This is a genomic window from Streptomyces sp. NPDC005151, assembly GCF_053599875.1.
The window spans coordinates 87576-106836 of record NZ_JBSFYR010000018.1 but is presented as its reverse complement, the minus strand read 5'-3'; the positions used below and the strand labels follow the sequence as shown (position 1 = coordinate 106836).

Below are 19261 nucleotides of genomic sequence, written 5' to 3'. Positions count from 1 at the left end.
CTGGGCGGCGAGATCGGTGGCCAGATGCCGTAGCGACTTCGTGGTCCAGGTCAATGGCCCTATCGGGTCGCCTTGCGTACTGTCCTCGACCAGCGTCAGCACCGCGGCCCGGAGCCCCGGGTCCTTCGCCGTCAGCGCGGGACGCCCCGCGCCTCGCCGCCGTACCCGACCATCGGGCTCGGCATCGTCCTCCAGCTCGGCAAGCCCCCGGCTGACGCACCCCGTAGAGACCCCTGCCGCCTTGGCCACCGCCGCGATCCCGCCGTGCCCGAGCTGCCGCGCTTCCGCTGCGTACAGCAGACGGCACTGCCGCTCGTTGAGATGCGGAGTCACCGCCTCGAACTTCTCCCGCAGCGGACTGATCAACTCATCGAAACGCCCCATACCACATCAACGAACTCAAGTCCCGGAAGCAACCCGTAAATTAGCGACGCCCCCACTGCGGTGGTCTCAGAGGACGGTATGTAACTCTTTGCCCGGTTCGCCGTTGTGTGTGGATGAGGCGCAGTGATCAGTTGCTTGGGGTTGGCCGATACCGGGTGCCGAGCGACGGAACTCAGTGGGCGGGAACCGGCTCGGACGACGGCTGCCACTCCCGCCTGATCAGCCCGTAGACCCACGAGTCAGAGACCTCGCCGTTGACAACGCAGTCTTCCCGCAACGTCCCTTCACGCACGAAGCCGAGCTTCTCCAGCACGTGGGCAGAAGCCACGTTGCGCGTATCGGTCTCAGCTTGGACGCGATTTAGGTCCAGCGTGTCGAATGCCCACCGCAGCAGAGCGCGCGCGGCCTCGGTCGCGTAGCCGTGGCCCCACGCCGCATCGTCGAAGCAGTAGCCAAGCGACGCGCTGCGGTAGTCAGGATTCCACCTGTTCAGGCTGCACCAGCCGATGAACGCCCCGTCGGAGACACGATCTACGGCCAGCCGCGCCCCGGTGCCCTCCTGTGCCATCTGCCGGCAAGCCGTGATGAACTTCTCGGCGCGCACGCGTTCGCTCCACGGTGGCGCGTCCCAGTAGCTCAGCACGTAGGCGCTGCTGTGCAGTGCGAAGAGGTCGTTCGCATCCGCGTCTTCGAAGGCACGCAGTCGAAGGCGAGCGGTGTGCAACGAGGGGGTGGGCAGTGACGTCGTCATGTTCCTTCTCCTGATCGGTGGCCGATCAATCAGACATCCGATGCGGGTCACTCGCAACGGGTTTTCTCGGCGGGCTGGCAGAACGACGTGTCCGCTCATCGGCGCGACCGAGCGCCCCCAGAGGACGGCACCTGAGGTCATGCCCGGTTTGGCCTTTCGGTTGGGCTGAGCAGGCTGGTTGTTGCGGCCCGCCGGAGGGGCTGCGGCCGTGGCAGGGTGAACAGCCCCTGCTCGGTCTCGGCCAGAATCCCCCGCTCGGCGAGCCGCTTGAGCTTCAGACGGACATTGTTGATGTTGCTGGGAGCGATCTCCAGGTCCATCGCCTCACACACCGCCCGCGCCCGCAGCGGGGCATCGGCCGCAGCGAACACCGCCATGATCTGCTGGTAGGCCGGATGGTCCGGCAGCTTCGCGGCCGGCGGCACGGGCAGTGGCGGATCGGGCAGCTCCAGCAGCGTCTTGCGAGTGATCCGGATCTCCTCGGCGGCGGTGTCGAACCCGTCCAGCAGTGCGGTCAGCTCCGCGATCCTCTCCCGGGCCCCTTCGGTTACCGAATACCGACTCCCCACCACCGGCGAAGTCGTGCCGCTGCTGCAGGTCGCCCCGTCCAAGACTGACAGCGAACGGCTCCTGCTGGTCAGCCCGGAACTGGCGAACCTCTTGTCCACGATCATCCGCCGCCTGCGCGAACCTGGCGGCGCGATCCCGCTGGTGACCTCCTACGACGTCCACGAGCGGGTCTGGAACCCGCCGATGCCGCTGCTGTTCCAGCGCAACATCGGCACCGAGCACCGCGCCTTCACCCCAACCGCGCTCCGCAAGCTCCTGATCAACGCGCTGGCCGCCACCGGACTGACGGATGCCAGCGGTGATCCGCTCATCTTCTCGCCGCACGACTTCCGCAGGATCTTCGTGACCGACGCCATCATGAACGGCCTGCCACCCCACATCGCCCAAGTGATCTGCGGCCATAAGAGCCTTGATACGACGATGGGCTACAAGGCGATCTATCCGGCCGAAGCCATCGAGGCTCACCGCGCCTTCATCGCCCGCCGCCGGGCCACCCGACCCGGTGAAGAGTACCGGACCCCCACCGAGGAGGAGTGGGACGCTTTCCTCGCGCACTTCGAGAAGCGCAAGGTATCCATCGGCATCTGCGCTCGTGCCTTTTCAAGCCCTTGTGTTCATGAACACGCTTGTGTTCGTTGCTCGCTCCTCCGACCCGACCCGGCCCAACGTGCCCGGTTGGAGGAGATCCGGGACAACCTGCTCGCCCGTATCGCCGAAGCCGAACGCGAAGGCTGGCTCGGCGAGATCGAAGGTCTGCGAATCAGCCTCGCCGGAGCGGAGGACAAGCTTGCGCGGATCGACCAGCGGAGCTCGCGGGCGATCGACCTGGGCATGCCGGGTCGCGCCGCCGGTCCTGTCCACAGCGCCATACCCGGTCAGCGCCGCACATGACCGGCGGGCCGTCCAGGAGCCGCCAAGACACAGACGCTGCGACGCGGTTCAAGCTATGAGCAGGCGGAGGCCGAGATCTGCCGCGTCGAGGTCGGCGAGGTCGCTGTTGCGCTCGGCCCACCGGCCGGAGTCGAGGTCGTCGCTGAGGCTTCGTACCGCCCGCTGCTCGGCCTCCGGCCCGACCCTCGTCCACACCGACATCGCACGGCGCACGTGATCCTCCAGATACGCCCCCGGTCGGCGCCAGTACGCCTCGAACAGGCCGTCAGCGCAGTCCCACGGGATGGGCACCGGCTCAGCGCGGGCGCCGATCGCGTCGGCCATCCCAGCAAGCGAGGGAAATTCTGCGAGGACGGCGGCGAACTCGGGCAGGTAGTCGCGGGTAAGCCAGAACCGGTCCTGCCATCCGGGCTCGTCGGTGTCGAACGTGAGCACCACCACGCGGCGGGCCACGCGCCGCATCTCGCGCAGCCCCGCTATCGGGTCCCCCCAGTGGTGAACGGTGGAGATGGCCATCGCGACGTCGAAGGAGTGGTCCTCGAACGGCAGGCTCTCCGCGGCGGCGGCCACGCACGGCGCCGAGCCGGGAGGCCGCTGCCCCCGCATGACCGCCGATGGCTCCACCGCGGTCACGTCGCGATCAGCAGGCTCGTAGGAGCCGGTGCCGGCCCCGACGTTCAGCACCGTCTGCGCGTCCCCGAGCGCGTCCCAGATCTGCGCGGCGATCCGCGGCTCAGTACGCCGTGTCGCGGTGTAGGCGCCGCCGATCGCGTCGTACAGCCGTGCACCGAGCATCTCCAGTTGCTCCTCCGGTGTCACCTTCAGTCCCTTCGCCCGTGCCTCAAGTTCCCTGTCGATGGCCGCCACCATGGCGTCAGCGCGATCACGCCGCTCCAGCAGCAGGCCGCGCAGTCGGCGCAGGTGCGCGACCGCGTCGGTGGACGGGTCGCCGACCAGTTCCGCAACCTCCCGCAGCCCGAAGCCCAACCGCCGATAGGCCAGCACCTCCCGCAGCCGCTCCACGTCGCCCGCCGAATAGGCCCGGTACCCGGCCACGGTCCGCGCCGACGGCCGAACGAGCCTGATCTCGTCATAGTGATGCAGCGTGCGGACGCTCACGCCGGCCAGCTCGGCCACGCGTCCCACGGTCCAGTGATTCTCCACGGCACCGACTATGCAGCCTGACGCCACGTGAGGGTCAAGAGCCTCACTCACGGAAGCAAGAGCCGAACGCGAAGCAGCGGTCCGAGGCGACTCCTGCAAGCCAGAGCGATGGTCTGGTCCAGAGAAGCTTGTGTCAGATGCTCACTTCTCCGACCGGACCCGGCCCAACGGGCACGACTTGCCGACATTCGCGACAACCTGATCGCCCGCATCGCCGAGGCCGAACGCGAAGGCTGGCTCGGCGAAATCGAAGGACTACGCGTCAGCCTCGCTGGGGCCGAGGAGAAGCTCACCCAACTCGATGCCGAAGCAGCCCGACGGTCAAACGCCGTGGTCCTCGGCATGCCAGCCTTCGGACAGATCGCCGCACGAAGGACATGAAGCGAGCGGGAGGCACCCGTCGACCCTCCACCCCGGCGAGAAGGCGTTACCGCTATCGGAGGCGAGCGTGGAGATGCATGTCATGCAAGCCATCTGCGTGCAACAGTGCCTTACGGCGGACACCCTCCAAAGCAAACCCCGCCTTCACTGCCACTCGGCAAGACGCCTCATTACCCGCCGAATGCCCGAGCTCTATGCGATGGAACCCAGCCTCGCCCAGCTGCCGGAGTGCTCCGCCGTCGAGCTGAGCCAGCGGCTGCACAGCTGTCTGCTGCGGACCGAGCAGACTTTCTGCTGCTGAACGGGGAGGGACCGAGCGGCCGGGCGCGTCGGGCCGGGCGGGCGGGGTGTTCAGCGGTTCGCCCGGCCCTCCAGGTACGCGAGTACGGCGAGCACCCGCCGGTGCACCGTGCCGTCGTCCGGTTCCAGACCGAGCTTGGCGAAGATCGAGCCGATGTGCTTGCTCACCGCCCTCTCCGTGACGACGAGTTCGGCGGCGATGGTGCCGTTCGCCTTGCCCTGGGCCATCAGTTCCAGTACCTCGCGTTCGCGCGGGGTGAGGCTCTGCAGCGGTTCGGCGGACGACCTGCGGGTCAGCAACTGGGTCACGACCTCCGGGTCGAGGGCCGTACCGCCTGCCGCCACCCGGTCGAGGGCCTCCAGGAACTGGTCGACCCGGCCTACCCGGTCCTTGAGGAGGTAGCCGATGCCCTGGGCGCCCTGGGCAAGCAGCTCGGCGGCGTAGGTCTCCTCGACGTACTGGGACAGGACGAGGATCGGCAGCTCGGGCAGCTCCGCGCGGGCTGCGACGGCGGCGCGCAGTCCCTCGTCCCGGAACGTCGGCGGCAGCCGTACGTCGAGGACAGCGGCGTCCGGCCGGTGCTTCAGCAGGGCGGGAAGGATCTCGGGCCCGGTGGCCGCGTCGGCCACCACCTCGTGGCCCGAACTGGTGAGCAGCAGGATCAGGCCCTCCCGCAGCAAGGCATTGTCCTCGGCGATCACGATCCGCACGGCAGCTCCACTTCGATGTCCGTCGGCCCTCCGGTGGGGCTGCTGATGCGGGTGGTGCCGTCCAGTGCGGCGACCCGCCGCCTGATCCCCACCAGGCCGCTGCCGGCGCGCTCGTCCGCGCCGCCGTGTCCATCGTCCCCGATGACCACACGCAAGGTGTCGGGGCCCCGGCCGATCCGGACCGTGGCGGCCGTCGCGCCACTGTGCTTGCTGATGTTGGTGAGCGCCTCGGCGACCACGAAGTACGCGGCCGCCTCGATGGCGGCCGGGAGCCGCCGCCCGTCCTCGACACCGTCGAGGTCCGCCGTGACGGGTACGGCGACATCGGCGGCCAGCGCCCGTACCGCACCCGCCAGTCCACGGTCCGTCAGCACGGGCGGATGGATGCCGCGGACCACGTGTCGCAGCTCGGCGAGGGCTGCCTCCGCGCCGTCCTGGGCCTCGTCGAGGCGGAGCCGGGCGGCGGCGGGGTCTCGGTCGAGGAGCTGCTTGGCGAGCCCGATGCGCATCGACAGGGCGACGATCCTGGCCTGGGCCCCGTCGTGCAGATCCCTTTCGATGCGGCGCAGTTCGGCGCCGTGCGCCTCGACGGCACCGGCCCGGCTCTCCGTCAGCTGCGCGATCCGGTCGGCGAGCTCGGCGGAGTGCGACGAGGTCAGCAGCGAACGGGACCAGCTCGCCGCCAGGTCCGCGAGCACGGGGTGCCAGCGCAGTACCCAGCCCTGCCGCTCGGGAAGCGGTATGCCGTACTCGTCGGCGGTGCGCCGGTCCAGGGCGTGGACGACGCTCAGTGCGGCCCCGTCCACGAGGAGACCGATCGGCCACAGGATCAGGGTGAGATAGGCGAGTCCGTTGCCGATGAGCGCCTGGACCGGCAGCCAGAGCGCGTCGCGCCAGGTCGCGGGGTCGGTGAGTACTCGGCGGACCCGCTCGGACAGTTCCCCGCCGTCCAGCGGAAGATACTGCGCCGGGCGGAACGGCACCCCGAGCCGCGCGGCGGACCGGCGGCGCTCGAAGTCCGCGAAGCGCCGCAGCAGTGTGGCGGCCTCCGGCAGAGCGGGCAGCCCGATGATCAAGACGGCGAACATCAGGACGGCGACCACCAGGAACGCGCACAGATAGGCGAGCAGTGCCACCGGAACGCCGATGAACAGATAGCGCGAGGCATCCCACGAACGCCGGATGGCGACCGTCAGCGGGGCGGGATCGGTGCTCATGTCAGGTCACGTTACGGGGGGTCCGCCCGACTGCGGAGTGGGGCCCGCCCCCGGCTCATGGTGGAGCTGGCTGCACCCCCGTTCCGGGAGCGCCCACTCTCCCCCGCAGCCCCATTCGCTCCTAACGTTTGTGCAGGTCAGGCGGTACATAAGCAGCAGCGGAGGTAACCAACGGTGGACACGGTCACGGCAGTACGGGCGACCGCGCTGAGCCTGGAGTCGGTGAGCCGGCGCTACGGGCGGCGCGGCAGCGCTCGGGAGGCGGTGGCGCTCGACGCGGTCAGCTGCGCGATCCCGGCCGGTAGCTTCACCGCGGTGGTCGGCCCTTCCGGGTCCGGCAAGAGCACGTTCCTGCAGTGCGCGGCGGGGCTGGACCGTCCCACCTCGGGAACCGTACGGATCGGTGGCACCGACGTGGGGTCGCTGAGCGAGGCGGCACTGACCCGGCTCCGCCGGGACCGGGTGGGCTTCGTCTTCCAGTCGCACGCGCTGAACCTGGTGCCGTCGCTGTCCATCGAGGAGAACGTCGTTCTGCCGCTGGTGCTCGCCGGAGCGGATCCGGGCGATGCCGGGGTGCTGGCGCGGGGGCAGGATCTGCTGGCCCGCGTGGGTCTTGCGGGGCGCGGGGCGGAGAGTCCGACCACGCTCTCGGGCGGTCAGCAGCAGCGGGTCGCGGTGGCCCGGGCGCTGGTGACCGAACCCGCGGTGATCTTCGCGGACGAGCCGACGGCGTCCCTGGATCCGGAGTCGGCGACGCTGGTCCTCGGTCTGCTGCGGGACGCGGTCCGGATCGACGGCCGTACGGTCGTCATGGTCACCCATGATCCGGTGGCGGCGAGCTGGGCGGACACCGTACTGACGATGGACGGCGGGCGGCTGCGATGAGCACGAGGATCCGGAAGGCGGAGACCGTGCGGGCGCGGTCCGGGGGGCGGCGCGCGTCGGCGTTCCTGGCCAGGCGCTCGCTGACGGCGCACCGGCGGGCCTGGGCCGCGGTGTTCGCGACGACAGCGGCCACGGCGGCGCTGATCGGCGCGTTCGCGCTGGTGCTCGGCTCGCTGCTGCTGGCGCAGCCGCCGGTGGAGCGGTACACGGGCGCGGACGCGGTGGTGGCGGCCGACCAGAAGGTGTCGTACACGGCGAAGCCGTGGGGCAGTAAACCGAGGACGACGACGGCATATCTGTCGGAACGGGCCCGGCTGGACCGGGCCGTGGTGGCGAAGGCCGCGGCGGCCGACGGGGTGGCGAAGGCGATCGCGGACGACTCGGTGCCGCTGACGCTGGGTGGTGGCGCCGGTGCGGTCGGCCGTTCCTGGCCGTCGGCGGTGCTCACTCCGTACGAGCTGACCTCCGGCCGGGCGCCTCGGAGTGCGGACGAGGTGGTCGTCGACCGGGCGCTGGCACCCGCCGGGGCCGAGGTCGGCTCGACCGTGAAACTCCAGGTGGAAGGCACCACGCGCCCGTACACCGTCAGCGGTGTCGCGGAGGCGGGCAACCGGGGCGAGGGCACCCCCGCCGTCTTCTTCACCGAAGCGCGGCTGACCGCGCTGGCCGGGCACCCGGGCACGGTCGACGCGGTCGGGATCGTCGCGCGGGACGGCGTCTCCTCGGACGCGCTGCGGGACTCGTTGGGCGACGCGTTGCCCGACCGTACGGACACCGGGCGCGGCATCCGGGTCCTCGCCGGCCCCGCACGCGGAGAGGCCGAGCACCTGGACGCGCTGGGCGGCCGCGGTGATCTGCTGGCGCTGCTCGGCTCGATCGCGGGCACGGTCCTCATGGTGGCGCTTCTCGTTCTGTCCACGACCGTCTCCCAGGCGGTCCACCAGCGCTCCGGTGAGCTGGCGCTGCTGCGGGCGGTCGGCGCGACGCCGCGGCAGCTCAGGTCGGCGGTCGGCCGGGAGGTGAGCCGGGTGGCCGGTGCGGCGGTGCTGCTCGGCGGGGCCGGAGCCGTACCGCTGGGGCTGCTGATGCGGTCGCTGCTGACGACGGATCCGCTGCCGCTGCCCGCGCCGCTGTGGCTGCCGCTCGCGGCAGCCGTGGCCGCCGCGGTGTTCGTCGCCGGGGCCGCACGTCCGGTCTCGCTGCTCGCCGCCCGGTCGATCACCGAGATGCGGCCCGCCGCCGCGCTGAGTGCGGCGCGCGCCCCCGAGCCGGGTGAGCCGGGCCGGCTGCGGACCGGTGCGGGCATGCTGCTGGCCGTGGCCGGGGTCGGCTCGGCGGGTGCGGCAATGGGGCAGGGCGGTCAGGCGGCCGCGGTGGCCGCGTCGGGTGCGGCGACGTCGCTGGTCATCGCGGTGGCGCTGCTCGGGCCGTGGATCGCACAGGCGGCGACGCGGGTGCTGGGTGCGCCGCTGCGGCGTGCGGGCGGTGTCTCCGGGTTCCTGGCGGCGAAGTCGGCCGCCGCGCACAACCGGCGGCTGGGCGCGGCGATCACGCCGATCGTGCTGGTGGTCGCGTTCGTCTGCGTCCAGCTGACGGCGGGGGCGACGATGGAACGGGCCGCCGACCGGCAGTCGGCGGCAGCGCTGCAGGCTGACCTGGTGGTGACGGCTCCGGCGGGGCTGCCCGGGGACGCGGCGGCCGCGGTGCGCAAGGCGCCGGGTGTGGCGGCTGCGACAGGTGTGCTGCGGTCGTCGGTCATGCTCGCGCACCACGAGATGGGTGATCCGAAGCTGGACCGCTACCCGGTGCTGGGTGTGACGGCGGACGAGCTGTCCGGCACGGTCGATCCGGGCGTCGCGTCGGGTGACCTGGCCGCCCTGACGGGGCGCTCCACGGTCGCCGTCGGCAGGGATCGGGCGGACGAGCTCGGCGTCGGCATCGGCGATCGGGTGCGGCTGCGGCTCGGTGACGGTACGCAGACGCGGCTGCGGGTGGTGGCGGTGTACGAACGGGCCCTGGGGCTCGGCGAGTTCATGCTGCCGCGCGAGGCGCTGACCGGCCATGTGTCGGCGGCGCGCGATGCCCGGATCCTGGTCCGCTCGGAGGCCGGGTCGGCTGCGGCGTCGGTACGCCGCGCGGTCGCCCCGTACGCCGGTGCGCAGGTCCGGGCCGCGACGGCGGACGACGTACGGATCGCGCCGCCGTCGTCGGAGGAGGACGACGCGCTGATCGTCATCGGGGTCGGGGTGATCGGCGGGTTCGCGCTGCTGGCGGTGGTGAGCACGCTGACCCTGATCACGGTGGGCCGCCGGCGGGAGTTCCGCCTGCTGCGGCTGGTGGGTGCGGGGCGCAGGCAGGTGACGCGGATGCTCTTCCTGGAGACGGGGCTGGTGGCCGTGGCGGGCCTGACGATCGGCACGGCGGTGGCGGCGATCCCTCTGACGGCGTTCGCGGTGTCGGCGGCGGGGACGGTGCCGTACCTGGAGCCGGTGCGGTACGGGGTGCTGGCGGGGGCGGTGCTGGTGGCTGCGGTGGCGGGCGTGGTGATCCCGGGGGCGTCCGGTGGCCGCGTCAGGAGGCGGTGAAAGTGCGGTGGGCGGCCCGGGGCCGCTGGTTCCTCAAGCGCCGGACGGGCTGAAGGGTGTCTACAGCACCCGCCCCGCCGCCCCCCGCAACGCGTCGAGCACCGGACGGATCAGGGGGTGCCCCTCGGCCCCCTGCCGTACCGCGGCGAACACCCGCCGGGTCGGCGCGCTGCCCTCCACCGGGCGTACCACCACCCCCGCGAGTTCCATCCCCCGCAGCGCCGACCTCGGCACCAGTGCCACCCCGGTCCCCGCTCCGGCGAGTGCCACCACCGCGCGGAAGTCGTCCGAGGAGTGTTCCAGTCTCGGCTGGAAGCCGGCGAATTCGCAGGAGAGCACGACCACGTCGTGGCACGGATTGCCGGGGTACGGGCCGATCCACGGGTCCTTCTCCAGGTCCGCGATCGCCACCTGGTCCTGGCCGGCCAGCCGGTGCCCCACCGGCAGCACGGCGTCGAACGGCTCCGAGTACAGCGGCACCCGGGTCAGCCGCCGGTCGTCCTCGCCGGGCGCGCCCCGGTATTCGACGGCGACCGCCACATCGACCTGCCGGTCGAGCACCATCGGCACGCTCGCGTCGCCCTCCGCGTCCTGTACCCGGACCCGTATGCCGGGCGCGGTCAGCGTCAGTTCGGCGATGGCGGGGGCGAGCACGAGCCCGATGCCGGTGGCGAACGCGGCGACCGTGACCGTACCGGCGTCTCCCGCCCCGTACGCGGCAAGCTCCGCCTCGGCCCGTTCCAGCTGGGCCAGCACCGCATTGGTGTGGGTCAGCAGGATCTCGCCGGCCGATGTGAGCCGTACGCCGCGGGCGCCGCGGTCGACCAGCCGGTGGCCGGTCTCCTGTTCCAGGGCGGCGAGCTGCTGGGAGACGGCGGACGGCGTCAGATAGAGCGCGGCGGCTGCCGCAGTCACGGTGCGGTGGTCGGCCACCGCACGGAGAATACGCAGCCGCCGTGCATCGATCATGTGATCCATTGTCCCAGGCCCCGAGGGGTGTACGGGACCTGGGACCGCCCCGCTCGTGGAGCTACTCGCCGAGCGCGGCCCGCGCGTCGACGAACGCGTCCACCGCACGGTTCACGTCGTCCGTGGAGTGCGCGGCCGACAGCTGGACGCGGATGCGCGCCGCGCCCTGCGGGACGACCGGGTACGAGAACCCGATCACATACACACCACGCTCCAGGAGCAGCTCCGCCATCCGGCCTGCCTTCGCCGCGTCCCCGATCATCACGGGGGCGATGGCGTGGTCGCCGGGCAGGATGTCGAAGCCTTCCTCGGTCATCCGGTTACGGAAGAGCGCGGTGTTGGCGTTCAGCCGCTCGCGCAGGTCACCGGCGGACTCCAGCAGGTCGATGACCTTGAGCGAGGCCGCCGCGATGACCGGGGCGAGGGAGTTGGAGAAGAGGTACGGACGGGACCGCTGGCGCAGCAGTGCGACGATCTCGGCGCGGGCCGCGACGTAGCCGCCGGAGGCACCGCCGAGCGCCTTGCCGAGCGTGCCGGTGATGATGTCGACGCGGTCCATGACGTCGTGCAGTTCGGGCGTGCCGCGGCCGCCGGGGCCCACGAAGCCGACGGCGTGCGAGTCGTCGACCATGACCATGGCGTCGTACCGGTCGGCCAGGTCGCAGATCTCGCGGAGCGGGGCGACGTACCCGTCCATGGAGAACACGCCGTCGGTGACGATGAGCCGGCGCCGCGCCCCGGACGCCTCCTTGAGCTGCTGCTCCAGGTCGTCCATGTCGCGGTTGGCGTAGCGGAACCGCTTGGCCTTGGAGAGGCGGATGCCGTCGATGATGGAGGCGTGGTTGAGGGCGTCGGAGATGACCGCGTCCTCCGGGCCGAGGACGGTCTCGAAGACGCCGCCGTTGGCGTCGAAGCAGGAGGAGTAGAGGATCGTGTCCTCCTGGCCGAGGAACGACGAGAGCCGCTGCTCCAGCTCCTTGTGGACCTCCTGCGTTCCGCAGATGAAGCGGACCGAGGCCATCCCGTAGCCCCAGCGGTCCAGCGCCTCGTGTGCGGCGGTGATCACCTGGGGGTGGTCGGCGAGGCCCAGGTAGTTGTTGGCGCAGAAGTTGAGCACCTCACCGGGGCGGCCACCGGCGGTGACGGCGACGGTCGCGGACTGCGGGGTGCCGATCACGCGCTCGGGCTTGTGGAGTCCGGCGGCCTTGATCTCGTCGAGGGTCGTGCGCATGTCGTCGCGTACGGAGTCGAACATGAGGGGTGTCTCCTGGTGTGTACGGGCCGGTACGAGGTCGGTCAGACGGTCCAGTCGAGGATGACCTTGCCGCCGCGTCCGCTCGCCGCATCGTCGAAGGCCGCCTCGAAGTCGCGGTAGCCGTACCGTCCGGTGATCACGGGGGCGAGGTCGAGGCCGCCCTCCAGCAGGACGGACATGGCGTACCAGGTCTCGTACATCTCGCGGCCGTAGATGCCCTTGATCGTGATCATCGAGGTGACGACGCGGGACCAGTCGACGGCGAACTCCTCGGACGGCAGTCCGAGCATGGCGATCCGTCCGCCGTGCGTCATGTTCGCGATCATGTCGCGCATGGCCTCGGGGCGGCCGGACATCTCCAGGCCGATGTCGAAGCCCTCGCGCAGGCCGAGGTGGCGCTGGCCGTCGGCGACGGTCTCCTCGGCGACGTTGAGGGCGAGGCTGACGCCGACCTTCCGGGCGAGTTCGAGCCGGGCCTCGCTGACGTCGGTGATGACGACGTTGCGGGCGCCCGCGTGCTTGGCGACGGCCGCGGCCATGATGCCGATCGGCCCGGCGCCGGTGATCAGGACGTCCTCGCCGATCAGCGGGAACGACAGCGCGGTGTGCACGGCGTTGCCGAACGGGTCGAAGATCGCGGCAATGTCGAGGTCGACGGGGACCCGGTGCACCCACACGTTGGAGGCGGGCAGCGCGACGTACTCCGCGAACGCCCCGTCCCGGCCGACGCCGAGCCCGAGGGTGGCGCGGCAGAGGTGGCGACGTCCGGCCAAACAGTTGCGGCACTTCCCGCAGACCAGGTGACCTTCGCCGCTGACCAGGTCACCGACGGTGATGTCGACGACGTCGGCGCCGATCGCGGCGACCTCGCCGACGAACTCGTGGCCGAGGACGAGCGGCGTCTTCACGGCCTGCTGCGCCCAGCCGTCGTAGTTGCGGATGTGCAGGTCGGTTCCGCAGATGCCGGTGCGGAGGACCTTGATCAGCACGTCCGAGGGGCCGATCTCCGGCTCGGGAACGTCCATCAGCCAGAGTCCGGGCTCGGCCTTCTGCTTCACGAGTGCCTTCACGGCTGCGGCTCCCTGTACGTGGTGCGAGGTGAACGCCCCGGGCCGGGGGCAGCCTCGAAGGGAGCCTGCGGCCCGGGGAAGATGAGAGGGACGGCATGGGGGCAGCACGCACGGTGATCGGCTGCCGCGCACCATCCTCCGCCGTCATAGAGAAATCTGCCGTACCCCGCGCCCCAGGTCCATCGAGGTTTTCTTAAGCGCAGCCGCAGCTCCGCTTCATGCCCGCCCCTGCGGAGGGGGCCGGCCGCCCTTCAGTACGGGCGACCGGCCCCCTGGAACCGAACGTGCGATCGGCAACGGCGAGGAGACGCCCAGGCGAACGACGCCCGCCCGTTCAGAGCGTCCGCAGAAACGCCCTGATGGCCGACGCCAGCTGCTGCGGCTGATCCTCAGGGATCAGCGTGTAACTGTCGGCGATCTCCACCAGCTCCCCCTTGGGCAGCAGTTCGGCGAGTCGGCGACCGTGCGCCGGCGGCATGACCTTGTCCTCGGCCGCCCAGACGACGAGCGCGGGTCGGTCGAAGTCACGCAACTTCTCGCTCCATCGGACGAGTTCGGCCTTCGGTGGCACCCCGAGAACGTACTTCCGCAGGTCGCGACGGATCTCCGGGTTGGTCCACAGCGGCCGGAACCACGCGTCCATCACCTCATGCGGCACCGGCCGCTTGCTCATCCGGCCCCAGGTCATCGGCAGCCGCCGCATCGGCTTCAGCTTCAGCAGGTTGAAGGCTATGTTCAGCCCGCCGGGCATCTTGGCAGAGGCGTAGAGATTGGAGCCGGGCAGTCCGGGCGGGAAGTTGTCGAACGCCTCGCAGGAGGTGATGACAAGCTTCTCGATCCGCCGATCACGACCGTCGGCGACGAGAGCCTGAGCCCCGCCCCAGTCGTTCATGACGAGGGTGACATCGGTGAGGTCGAGCGCATCGAGGAACTCCGCGACCAGCCGGGCAACCCCGAGGATCGACAGGTCGGCGTCCGGCTTCATGGGGCTGCGGTGACCGCCGAGCGGCAAGGTCGGAACCACACACCGGTAGTCGGGGCGCAGATCGGCGACGACGTGCCGCCACAGCGAACCATCCATGGCGACGCCATGCAGCAGAACGACGACGGGGCCGTCCCCGCCGGTGTCCTGGTACGCCACCGGCCCTGCGGAGAGCTGGACTTCGGAGACGGGTGGCGGCGGGGCTGCGTGGGCGTGTTCGGTCACGGGGCGTGCACTCTCCTCGGTTGCCTGCGGGCAGGGACGGCGCAGTCCCGACCCTATGCCAACGCGCTCACAGCTCGCCCGTGTCCAGGTCGAACGGTCCGGGCAGGCTGTTCAACGAGGGTCGGGGATGCGTTCGTCACCTGCCACAGCGCTCCGGGTTGGCGATGACGCAGGCCATGCAACGTCGTCAATCGCGAGCCACGGCGCGATGGCCACGGCCGTGGGCGTAAGCCCGGTGAACGATTTGACCTCGCGGTGGAGGTGGGGCTGGTCGACGTAGCCGCTCTCGGCGGCAACGCCGGCGGCGCTGTGACCCGCCGCGAGAAGGTGGGCGGCGTGGTCGAACCGCACCAATCGGGCGGCCCGTTTGGGTGTGATGCCGAGCTGGGATCGGAAGCGGGCCGACAGGCGCTTGCGGCTCCAGCCGACCTCGTCCGCCAGGCTGTCGACCCGCACCCGCCCCCGGCGGCTGAGAGTCCGGCGCCAGGTGTAGGCGACCTCCGGATCGACCCGGGGGCGGGCATCCAGCCTTCGGCCGAGGATGTCCACCGCGATCGTGAACCGTTCGTCCCACGAGTCGGCGGCGCGCAGCCTGCCCTCGGCTCGCTCGGCAGCGCAGCCCCAGACATCCTCAAGGGATACCACCGTCCCGCTGAGCTCGGTCGATGTACCGAACACCGCAGCCGCCACAACCGGCTCCAGTCGGATCTGGAGGCACTCACCCACCCGGCCACCTGCCCGAAGATCGCCGGGGAGAAGTCCGACGACGACACTGCCGCGCCCGTGCCGGTCATGCGTGTCGTAGACGAGGCCTTCTCCCTCGCTCAGGTCGACGAGCAGGGTAACAAAGGGGTGCGCGACCATGGCGATGTCCACGGGTGCGGGGGCACATTGGCGGAACCCGGCCATGCTGATCCCCGGCAGGCGAACTGACGGGCGCGGGATTGCTACGTCCACGCTCGTCCAGTCGGGTGGTACCCCCGTCGACAGCACCTGACCAGTCTAGGTCTCAGGGATGCACGGGCGGGGTGTCAGCGCCCGTCGCCGTGAAGTCCAGCAGCAGTTCGCTGGTCCTCTCAGGCTCTTCGAACATGGCCAGGTGCCCGACGTCGGGCAGCAGCTCGACCCGCGCGTTCGGCACCGCGTCGTACTGGTGCGCCGACGACGGCTCCCAGCGGGGGTCGGCAGCGCCGAAGATCACCAGCAGTGGCACTTCGAGGGCGGTGAGGCGCTCGGGCACGCTCCGCTCGGCGATGTAGGCGCCGTTGCAGCGCAGCACCGTCCTGGTCGTGCGGTACGTGATGCGCCGCAAGTCGGCGACCAAGTCGTCCGGGACATCCACCGGGCGAGCGGCCGTCACGCTGATCCCCCTGCGGATCATCGCGTCCGAACGCCTCGCCCAGAGGAGCGGGCCGAGAGGCGGGGCCAACAGGACCCGAAGGATGAATGGCTGCGGAAGGAGTGCATCGGGACTCGGGCCGGAGCTGATCAGCGCGAGCGACCTCACCAGGTCGGGGCGCTGTTCGGCAAGCGCGGTGGCGACGTAGCCGCCGCTGGAGTGCCCGACCACGGCGGCGGGGTGGAGGCCGAGGTCGTCGAGCACTGCCGCCACCCGGCCCGCCTGCACGGGCACGCCGTACGACGGCGCGGGCGGGGACTGGCCGCAGCCCGGGAGGTCGACCCGGATGACGTGATGGTGGCTGGCGAGTGTCGGGACCAGCGGGCTCCAGGTGGCGCCCGAGGCCGCTGATCCGTGGATGAGCAACAGCGGGGGCGCCTGCCGCGGGCCGTCGTGGACCACGTGCATCCCATGCGAGTGCTCAATGTCGTATTCACCCATGCGGGGATGATGCATGGGCTGCCGACGGTCGGTCTTGTACATATGTCGTCGCGGAGTTGACGACCGCCGGACTCCGCTCCAGCGAGCCCTCGAAAGCCAGGCCTCTCTCCACGGTCCTGCCCGACGATCGAGTTCCGACATTGGGGTGGTCGTCGACACCGCCCGAGGCCGGAATCAATGACTAAGGAGCGGGGCTCGGTGCGTGCAGCTGCAAGGCGGAGGATTGCGACATGGCGGAGCCATGGTGATTGACGACGACGCGGCAGATGTGCGTGCCCAGCCCCGCGACGCCGCCTCCCATTTGCCGGTCGGTCTAAGCTTGACGTTTAACCCCGACAAGACACGATCTTGTCGGGGTTAAACGTCAAGCTAAGACGCCCGACTCGGGCTCGCGACCCACAGTCAGGGGGCCTGGCGGGGCGCACCACGTCGAATGGTCTCCACAGCAAATACCGGGTTGAGAGGCTCCACGAGTTCCTTGTTGGCGACGGCCACGAGGCGCGCGGGAGCATCACTGTGAAGCAAAGCGCTCACGTACTCAATGGCCTCCGCAGGCGACAGTACCGGCAGCCTCTGGCGCAGCGCCCGCACAGCATGCATGCGTCCGCGCGTAACGGCGACTCCGCGTATCGCATCGTGTAGATCGTCTACTGCAGTGCGTCCCGGCAGCCCACGTATACGGGCTCGGTAGTCGGCCTCCCACTCCCCGGTTAGCGCGGAGACGACGCCGATCTGGTGCAGTCCTCCGTCGACACGGTCGACCAGGTACGGCCCATTGCCGGCCAACATGAACTCCGAGTTCCGAGTGCGTACGAACTCCTCGGACTGCCAGGAGACGATCCACACCAGCTCGTGCTCCTCAACATGGGCCACAGCCATGCGCATCGCATCCGCACCCGCAGCCCGCCACTTCTGGTAGTCGCGCTCCAGCTGTTCTTCGACAGTCTGAACTGCGGTTTCTCGCTCGATCACGCGTGCAGCATCCCGTACGGTCCCTGGTCTCGACCAGCGAATTCTCACGGCCCAGAGCCACGTAGAAGGGGCTGACAGACCTTCTTGCTCAGGAATACGACAGCTGCGGAACAAGTGCTCTGCGCCAGTACTGTTCAGGTCCGCCACGGCATGGGCGGTGAGCATCCTGGCGCGCAGAGACCCGGCCTCCTGACCGGAGTGAGCGTGACCGAACTTCGCCGCCAGGAAAGCCCGCGTACGCTCGGCATGCTCGCGCGGCCCTGCAGGGGGTGACAGCAGGCACGCTGGTCAGTAAAGCAGGTCCAGCTCGGCACGGACGGTCTTCCCCGGCGGTACGCGATCCACCACCGCCCACCGGTCGGCCAGCGCCTCCACCAGGATCAGCCCGTGCCCGCTGTCGGAGCCGGGCGGCGGCGTCACCAGCTCCCCCGGCCCCGGCGGGCGCAGCTCGCACCGGGTGTCCGTGACCTCGATCCGCAGGACGCCGAGCGTGCGCCGGTCGCCCGGAGCATGGACGAGCCTCAACTCGAAGTCCCGCCCCGGCACCCGGCCGTGCGTCACCGCGTTCGCCGCCAACTCGGCGACGATCAGCGCAGCCGTCTCGGACGCGTCACCGCCGTACGGGATGCCCCACTCGTTCAGCTGGTGCAGAGCAAGCTGCCGGGCCAGCCGGGCTCCTCGGGGCGTGGAACTGAATCGCTGCACGAACACACGCACGGTGAACGGCGCTTGCGGGGACGCGAGTGCTTCCATGCGCCCACCGTGACGGCCCTGAGGACGATCCCACCAGGTCAGAAACCCGTACGCTGAGTCAGCGTACGGGTACGGAGTGTGGCCAATACGCGTAACAGTCCGTGACCATGGGCGCGTTGCGGACCAGTACGGGCGGGCACGGGAGGTGGCCGGACATGACGGACGGCGCGGGTGGCACAGGCGGCACGACGGGCGCGGACGGGGAGCCGGAGCCCTCCGACACCCTGAGGGCGTTCGGCGAGGTGGTCAAGGTCTTCCGCAAACGGGCGCGGCTCACGCAGGAGGAGTTCGCCCCGAGGGTGCGGTACTCGGTGCCGACGGTCGCCTCGATCGAACAGGGGCGCCGGTTCCCACCGCCGGCGTTCGTGGACCGGGCGGAGGAGGTGCTGGATGCGTTCGGAGTGATCAGGGCTGCGGCGAAGCACTTGTCGCGGCGGCGGGGGCTGGCGAAGTGGTTCCACCACTGGGCGCAGCTTGAGGCGGATGCGATCAGTCTCAGCACGTACGAATGCCGCGTTGTCCCGGGGCTGTTGCAATCCGATGCCTACGCCAGGGCGGTCTTCGAAAGCCGCGTGCCGGCATTGAGCGATGACCAGATCGAGGTTCAGCTCGTAGCTCGCGCGGAGCGTCGGCGACTCCTGCGGGAGGAGCCTTACACGGAGTACAGCTTCATCATCGAAGAGACCCTGTTCCTGCGCGGTACAGGTGGCAAGGAGACCACGAAGGACCTCATCGACCACGTACTGCGGTGTGCAGAATTGCGTAATGTCGAGGTTCAGGTGATGCCTCTGCAACGAGAGAACCACGCCGGACTGGAGGGTCCCATTCAGCTCCTTGAGACGCCGGACCACAGGCTTCTCGCTTACTCCGAAGGGCAGCGCACCGGCCATCTGATCTCCGATCCGGATGACGTAAGTGTGCTGCAGAGGCGGTATGCCAAGATGCGCTCGCAGGCTCTCACCCATGAGGACACAGGGAGTCTGCTGAAGCGAATGCGAGGAGCCCTATGAGCACGTCCGAACCGGCCTGGTTCAAGAGCACCTACAGCGGTGGAGACGGCGACTCCTGCGTAGAAGTCGCCACCTGCCCCGACACCATCCGCGTCCGGGACTCCAAGGTCGAAGAGGGCCCCCAGCTCGCCCTCTCCCCCGCCGCCTGGACCGGCTTCGTCGCGTACGCCGCCCAGCGCTGACCACGTAACGGAGTTGAGCGCACCCCTCGGGCCGATGCGAGAGACGCCGCCGAACTGAACGCCTCCGCGGAAGTTACAGAGATCACGTTTCGGCAGCGTGCCTGCGGGAGCGGCGCACCTTGATAGCGTCGCTCCCGCGATTGCGGAACGCTCCCCGCCGGGGT

19 protein-coding genes and 2 pseudogenes are annotated in these 19261 nt (G+C 70.3%); 6 read left to right on the top strand and 15 right to left on the bottom strand.

Annotated elements, in window-relative coordinates; genetic code table 11:
- The 3 genes and pseudogenes from ACWD6R_RS13320 to ACWD6R_RS13310 all read right to left on the bottom strand — a co-directional run.
- A pseudogene (locus ACWD6R_RS13320) lies at positions 1-384 on the bottom strand (ISAzo13 family transposase); the annotation flags it as partial.
- A 172-nt stretch (positions 385-556) separates the two neighbouring features.
- On the bottom strand, positions 557-1135 hold the full coding sequence (locus tag ACWD6R_RS13315) for a GNAT family N-acetyltransferase (protein WP_451818781.1): 579 nt from the start codon (positions 1133-1135) through the stop codon (positions 557-559).
- A gap of 137 nt (positions 1136-1272) precedes the next feature.
- On the bottom strand, positions 1273-1746 hold the full coding sequence (locus ACWD6R_RS13310) for a hypothetical protein (RefSeq protein ID WP_451818780.1): 474 nt from the start codon (positions 1744-1746) through the stop codon (positions 1273-1275).
- Between ACWD6R_RS13310 and ACWD6R_RS13305 the strand changes: the two genes are divergently transcribed.
- The gene (locus ACWD6R_RS13305) at positions 1718-2596 is read left to right on the top strand and encodes a tyrosine-type recombinase/integrase (protein WP_451818779.1); all 879 of its coding nucleotides are present in this window, start codon (positions 1718-1720) and stop codon (positions 2594-2596) included. The genes ACWD6R_RS13310 and ACWD6R_RS13305 overlap by 29 nt on opposite strands.
- Positions 2597-2644: 48 nt before the next feature.
- Here ACWD6R_RS13305 and ACWD6R_RS13300 read toward each other — a convergent pair whose 3' ends face one another.
- Positions 2645-3742: a MerR family transcriptional regulator gene (locus tag ACWD6R_RS13300; protein ID WP_451818786.1), complete on the bottom strand. Its 1098-nt coding sequence runs from the start codon at positions 3740-3742 to the stop codon at positions 2645-2647.
- A gap of 126 nt (positions 3743-3868) precedes the next feature.
- Between ACWD6R_RS13300 and ACWD6R_RS13295 the strand changes: the two genes are divergently transcribed.
- Positions 3869-4141: a hypothetical protein gene (locus ACWD6R_RS13295; protein WP_451818778.1), complete on the top strand. Its 273-nt coding sequence runs from the start codon at positions 3869-3871 to the stop codon at positions 4139-4141.
- 52 nt (positions 4142-4193) lie between these two features.
- Here the strand turns inward: ACWD6R_RS13295 and ACWD6R_RS13290 are convergent.
- The 3 genes and pseudogenes from ACWD6R_RS13290 to ACWD6R_RS13280 form a co-directional block, all read right to left on the bottom strand.
- A pseudogene (locus tag ACWD6R_RS13290) lies at positions 4194-4361 on the bottom strand (GNAT family N-acetyltransferase); the annotation flags it as partial.
- Positions 4362-4492: 131 nt separating this feature from the next.
- A complete protein-coding gene (locus tag ACWD6R_RS13285; RefSeq protein WP_366690440.1) occupies positions 4493-5152 on the bottom strand; it encodes a response regulator transcription factor in 660 nt (219 codons plus the stop codon).
- On the bottom strand, positions 5140-6369 hold the full coding sequence (locus ACWD6R_RS13280; RefSeq protein WP_451818777.1) for a sensor histidine kinase: 1230 nt from the start codon (positions 6367-6369) through the stop codon (positions 5140-5142). The genes ACWD6R_RS13285 and ACWD6R_RS13280 overlap by 13 nt, the downstream gene beginning before the upstream one ends.
- A 174-nt stretch (positions 6370-6543) precedes the next feature.
- On the opposite strand from ACWD6R_RS13280, the gene ACWD6R_RS13275 reads away from it, so the two are divergent.
- A complete protein-coding gene (locus tag ACWD6R_RS13275) occupies positions 6544-7254 on the top strand; it encodes an ABC transporter ATP-binding protein (protein ID WP_451818776.1) in 711 nt (236 codons plus the stop codon).
- On the top strand, positions 7251-9839 hold the full coding sequence (locus tag ACWD6R_RS13270) for an FtsX-like permease family protein (RefSeq protein WP_451818775.1): 2589 nt from the start codon (positions 7251-7253) through the stop codon (positions 9837-9839). Before ACWD6R_RS13275 ends, ACWD6R_RS13270 begins: the two co-directional genes overlap by 4 nt.
- Positions 9840-9899: 60 nt before the next feature.
- Here ACWD6R_RS13270 and ACWD6R_RS13265 read toward each other — a convergent pair whose 3' ends face one another.
- The 8 genes from ACWD6R_RS13265 to ACWD6R_RS13230 form a co-directional block, all read right to left on the bottom strand.
- The gene (locus ACWD6R_RS13265; RefSeq protein ID WP_451818774.1) at positions 9900-10808 is read right to left on the bottom strand and encodes a LysR family transcriptional regulator; all 909 of its coding nucleotides are present in this window, start codon (positions 10806-10808) and stop codon (positions 9900-9902) included.
- 61 nt (positions 10809-10869) lie between these two features.
- Entirely contained in the window at positions 10870-12063 is a 1194-nt protein-coding gene (locus ACWD6R_RS13260; protein WP_451818773.1) for a glycine C-acetyltransferase, read from the bottom strand.
- A gap of 41 nt (positions 12064-12104) precedes the next feature.
- Positions 12105-13133, bottom strand: a complete 1029-nt coding sequence (gene tdh, locus ACWD6R_RS13255) for an L-threonine 3-dehydrogenase (protein ID WP_451818772.1) — start codon at positions 13131-13133, stop codon at positions 12105-12107.
- A gap of 334 nt (positions 13134-13467) precedes the next feature.
- The gene (locus tag ACWD6R_RS13250; RefSeq protein WP_451818771.1) at positions 13468-14340 is read right to left on the bottom strand and encodes an alpha/beta fold hydrolase; all 873 of its coding nucleotides are present in this window, start codon (positions 14338-14340) and stop codon (positions 13468-13470) included.
- A 111-nt stretch (positions 14341-14451) separates the two neighbouring features.
- On the bottom strand, positions 14452-15249 hold the full coding sequence (locus tag ACWD6R_RS13245) for a helix-turn-helix domain-containing protein (RefSeq protein ID WP_451818770.1): 798 nt from the start codon (positions 15247-15249) through the stop codon (positions 14452-14454).
- 100 nt (positions 15250-15349) lie between these two features.
- Positions 15350-16180: an alpha/beta fold hydrolase gene (locus tag ACWD6R_RS13240; RefSeq protein ID WP_451818769.1), complete on the bottom strand. Its 831-nt coding sequence runs from the start codon at positions 16178-16180 to the stop codon at positions 15350-15352.
- A gap of 402 nt (positions 16181-16582) precedes the next feature.
- Positions 16583-17152 (bottom strand): YrhB domain-containing protein, encoded by a 570-nt coding sequence (locus ACWD6R_RS13235; RefSeq protein WP_451818768.1) that lies wholly within the window; start codon positions 17150-17152, stop codon positions 16583-16585.
- A 288-nt stretch (positions 17153-17440) separates the two neighbouring features.
- Complete coding sequence (locus tag ACWD6R_RS13230; protein ID WP_451818767.1) at positions 17441-17905, bottom strand: ATP-binding protein; 465 nt, start codon at positions 17903-17905, stop codon at positions 17441-17443.
- Positions 17906-18060: 155 nt separating this feature from the next.
- Here ACWD6R_RS13230 and ACWD6R_RS13225 point away from each other — a divergent pair, with 155 nt between their 5' ends.
- Both ACWD6R_RS13225 and ACWD6R_RS13220 read left to right on the top strand, forming a co-directional pair.
- Positions 18061-18915, top strand: a complete 855-nt coding sequence (locus ACWD6R_RS13225; RefSeq protein ID WP_451818766.1) for a helix-turn-helix domain-containing protein — start codon at positions 18061-18063, stop codon at positions 18913-18915.
- Positions 18912-19097, top strand: a complete 186-nt coding sequence (locus ACWD6R_RS13220) for a DUF397 domain-containing protein (protein WP_451818765.1) — start codon at positions 18912-18914, stop codon at positions 19095-19097. The genes ACWD6R_RS13225 and ACWD6R_RS13220 overlap by 4 nt, the downstream gene beginning before the upstream one ends.
- The last annotated feature ends 164 nt before the right edge of the window (positions 19098-19261 follow it).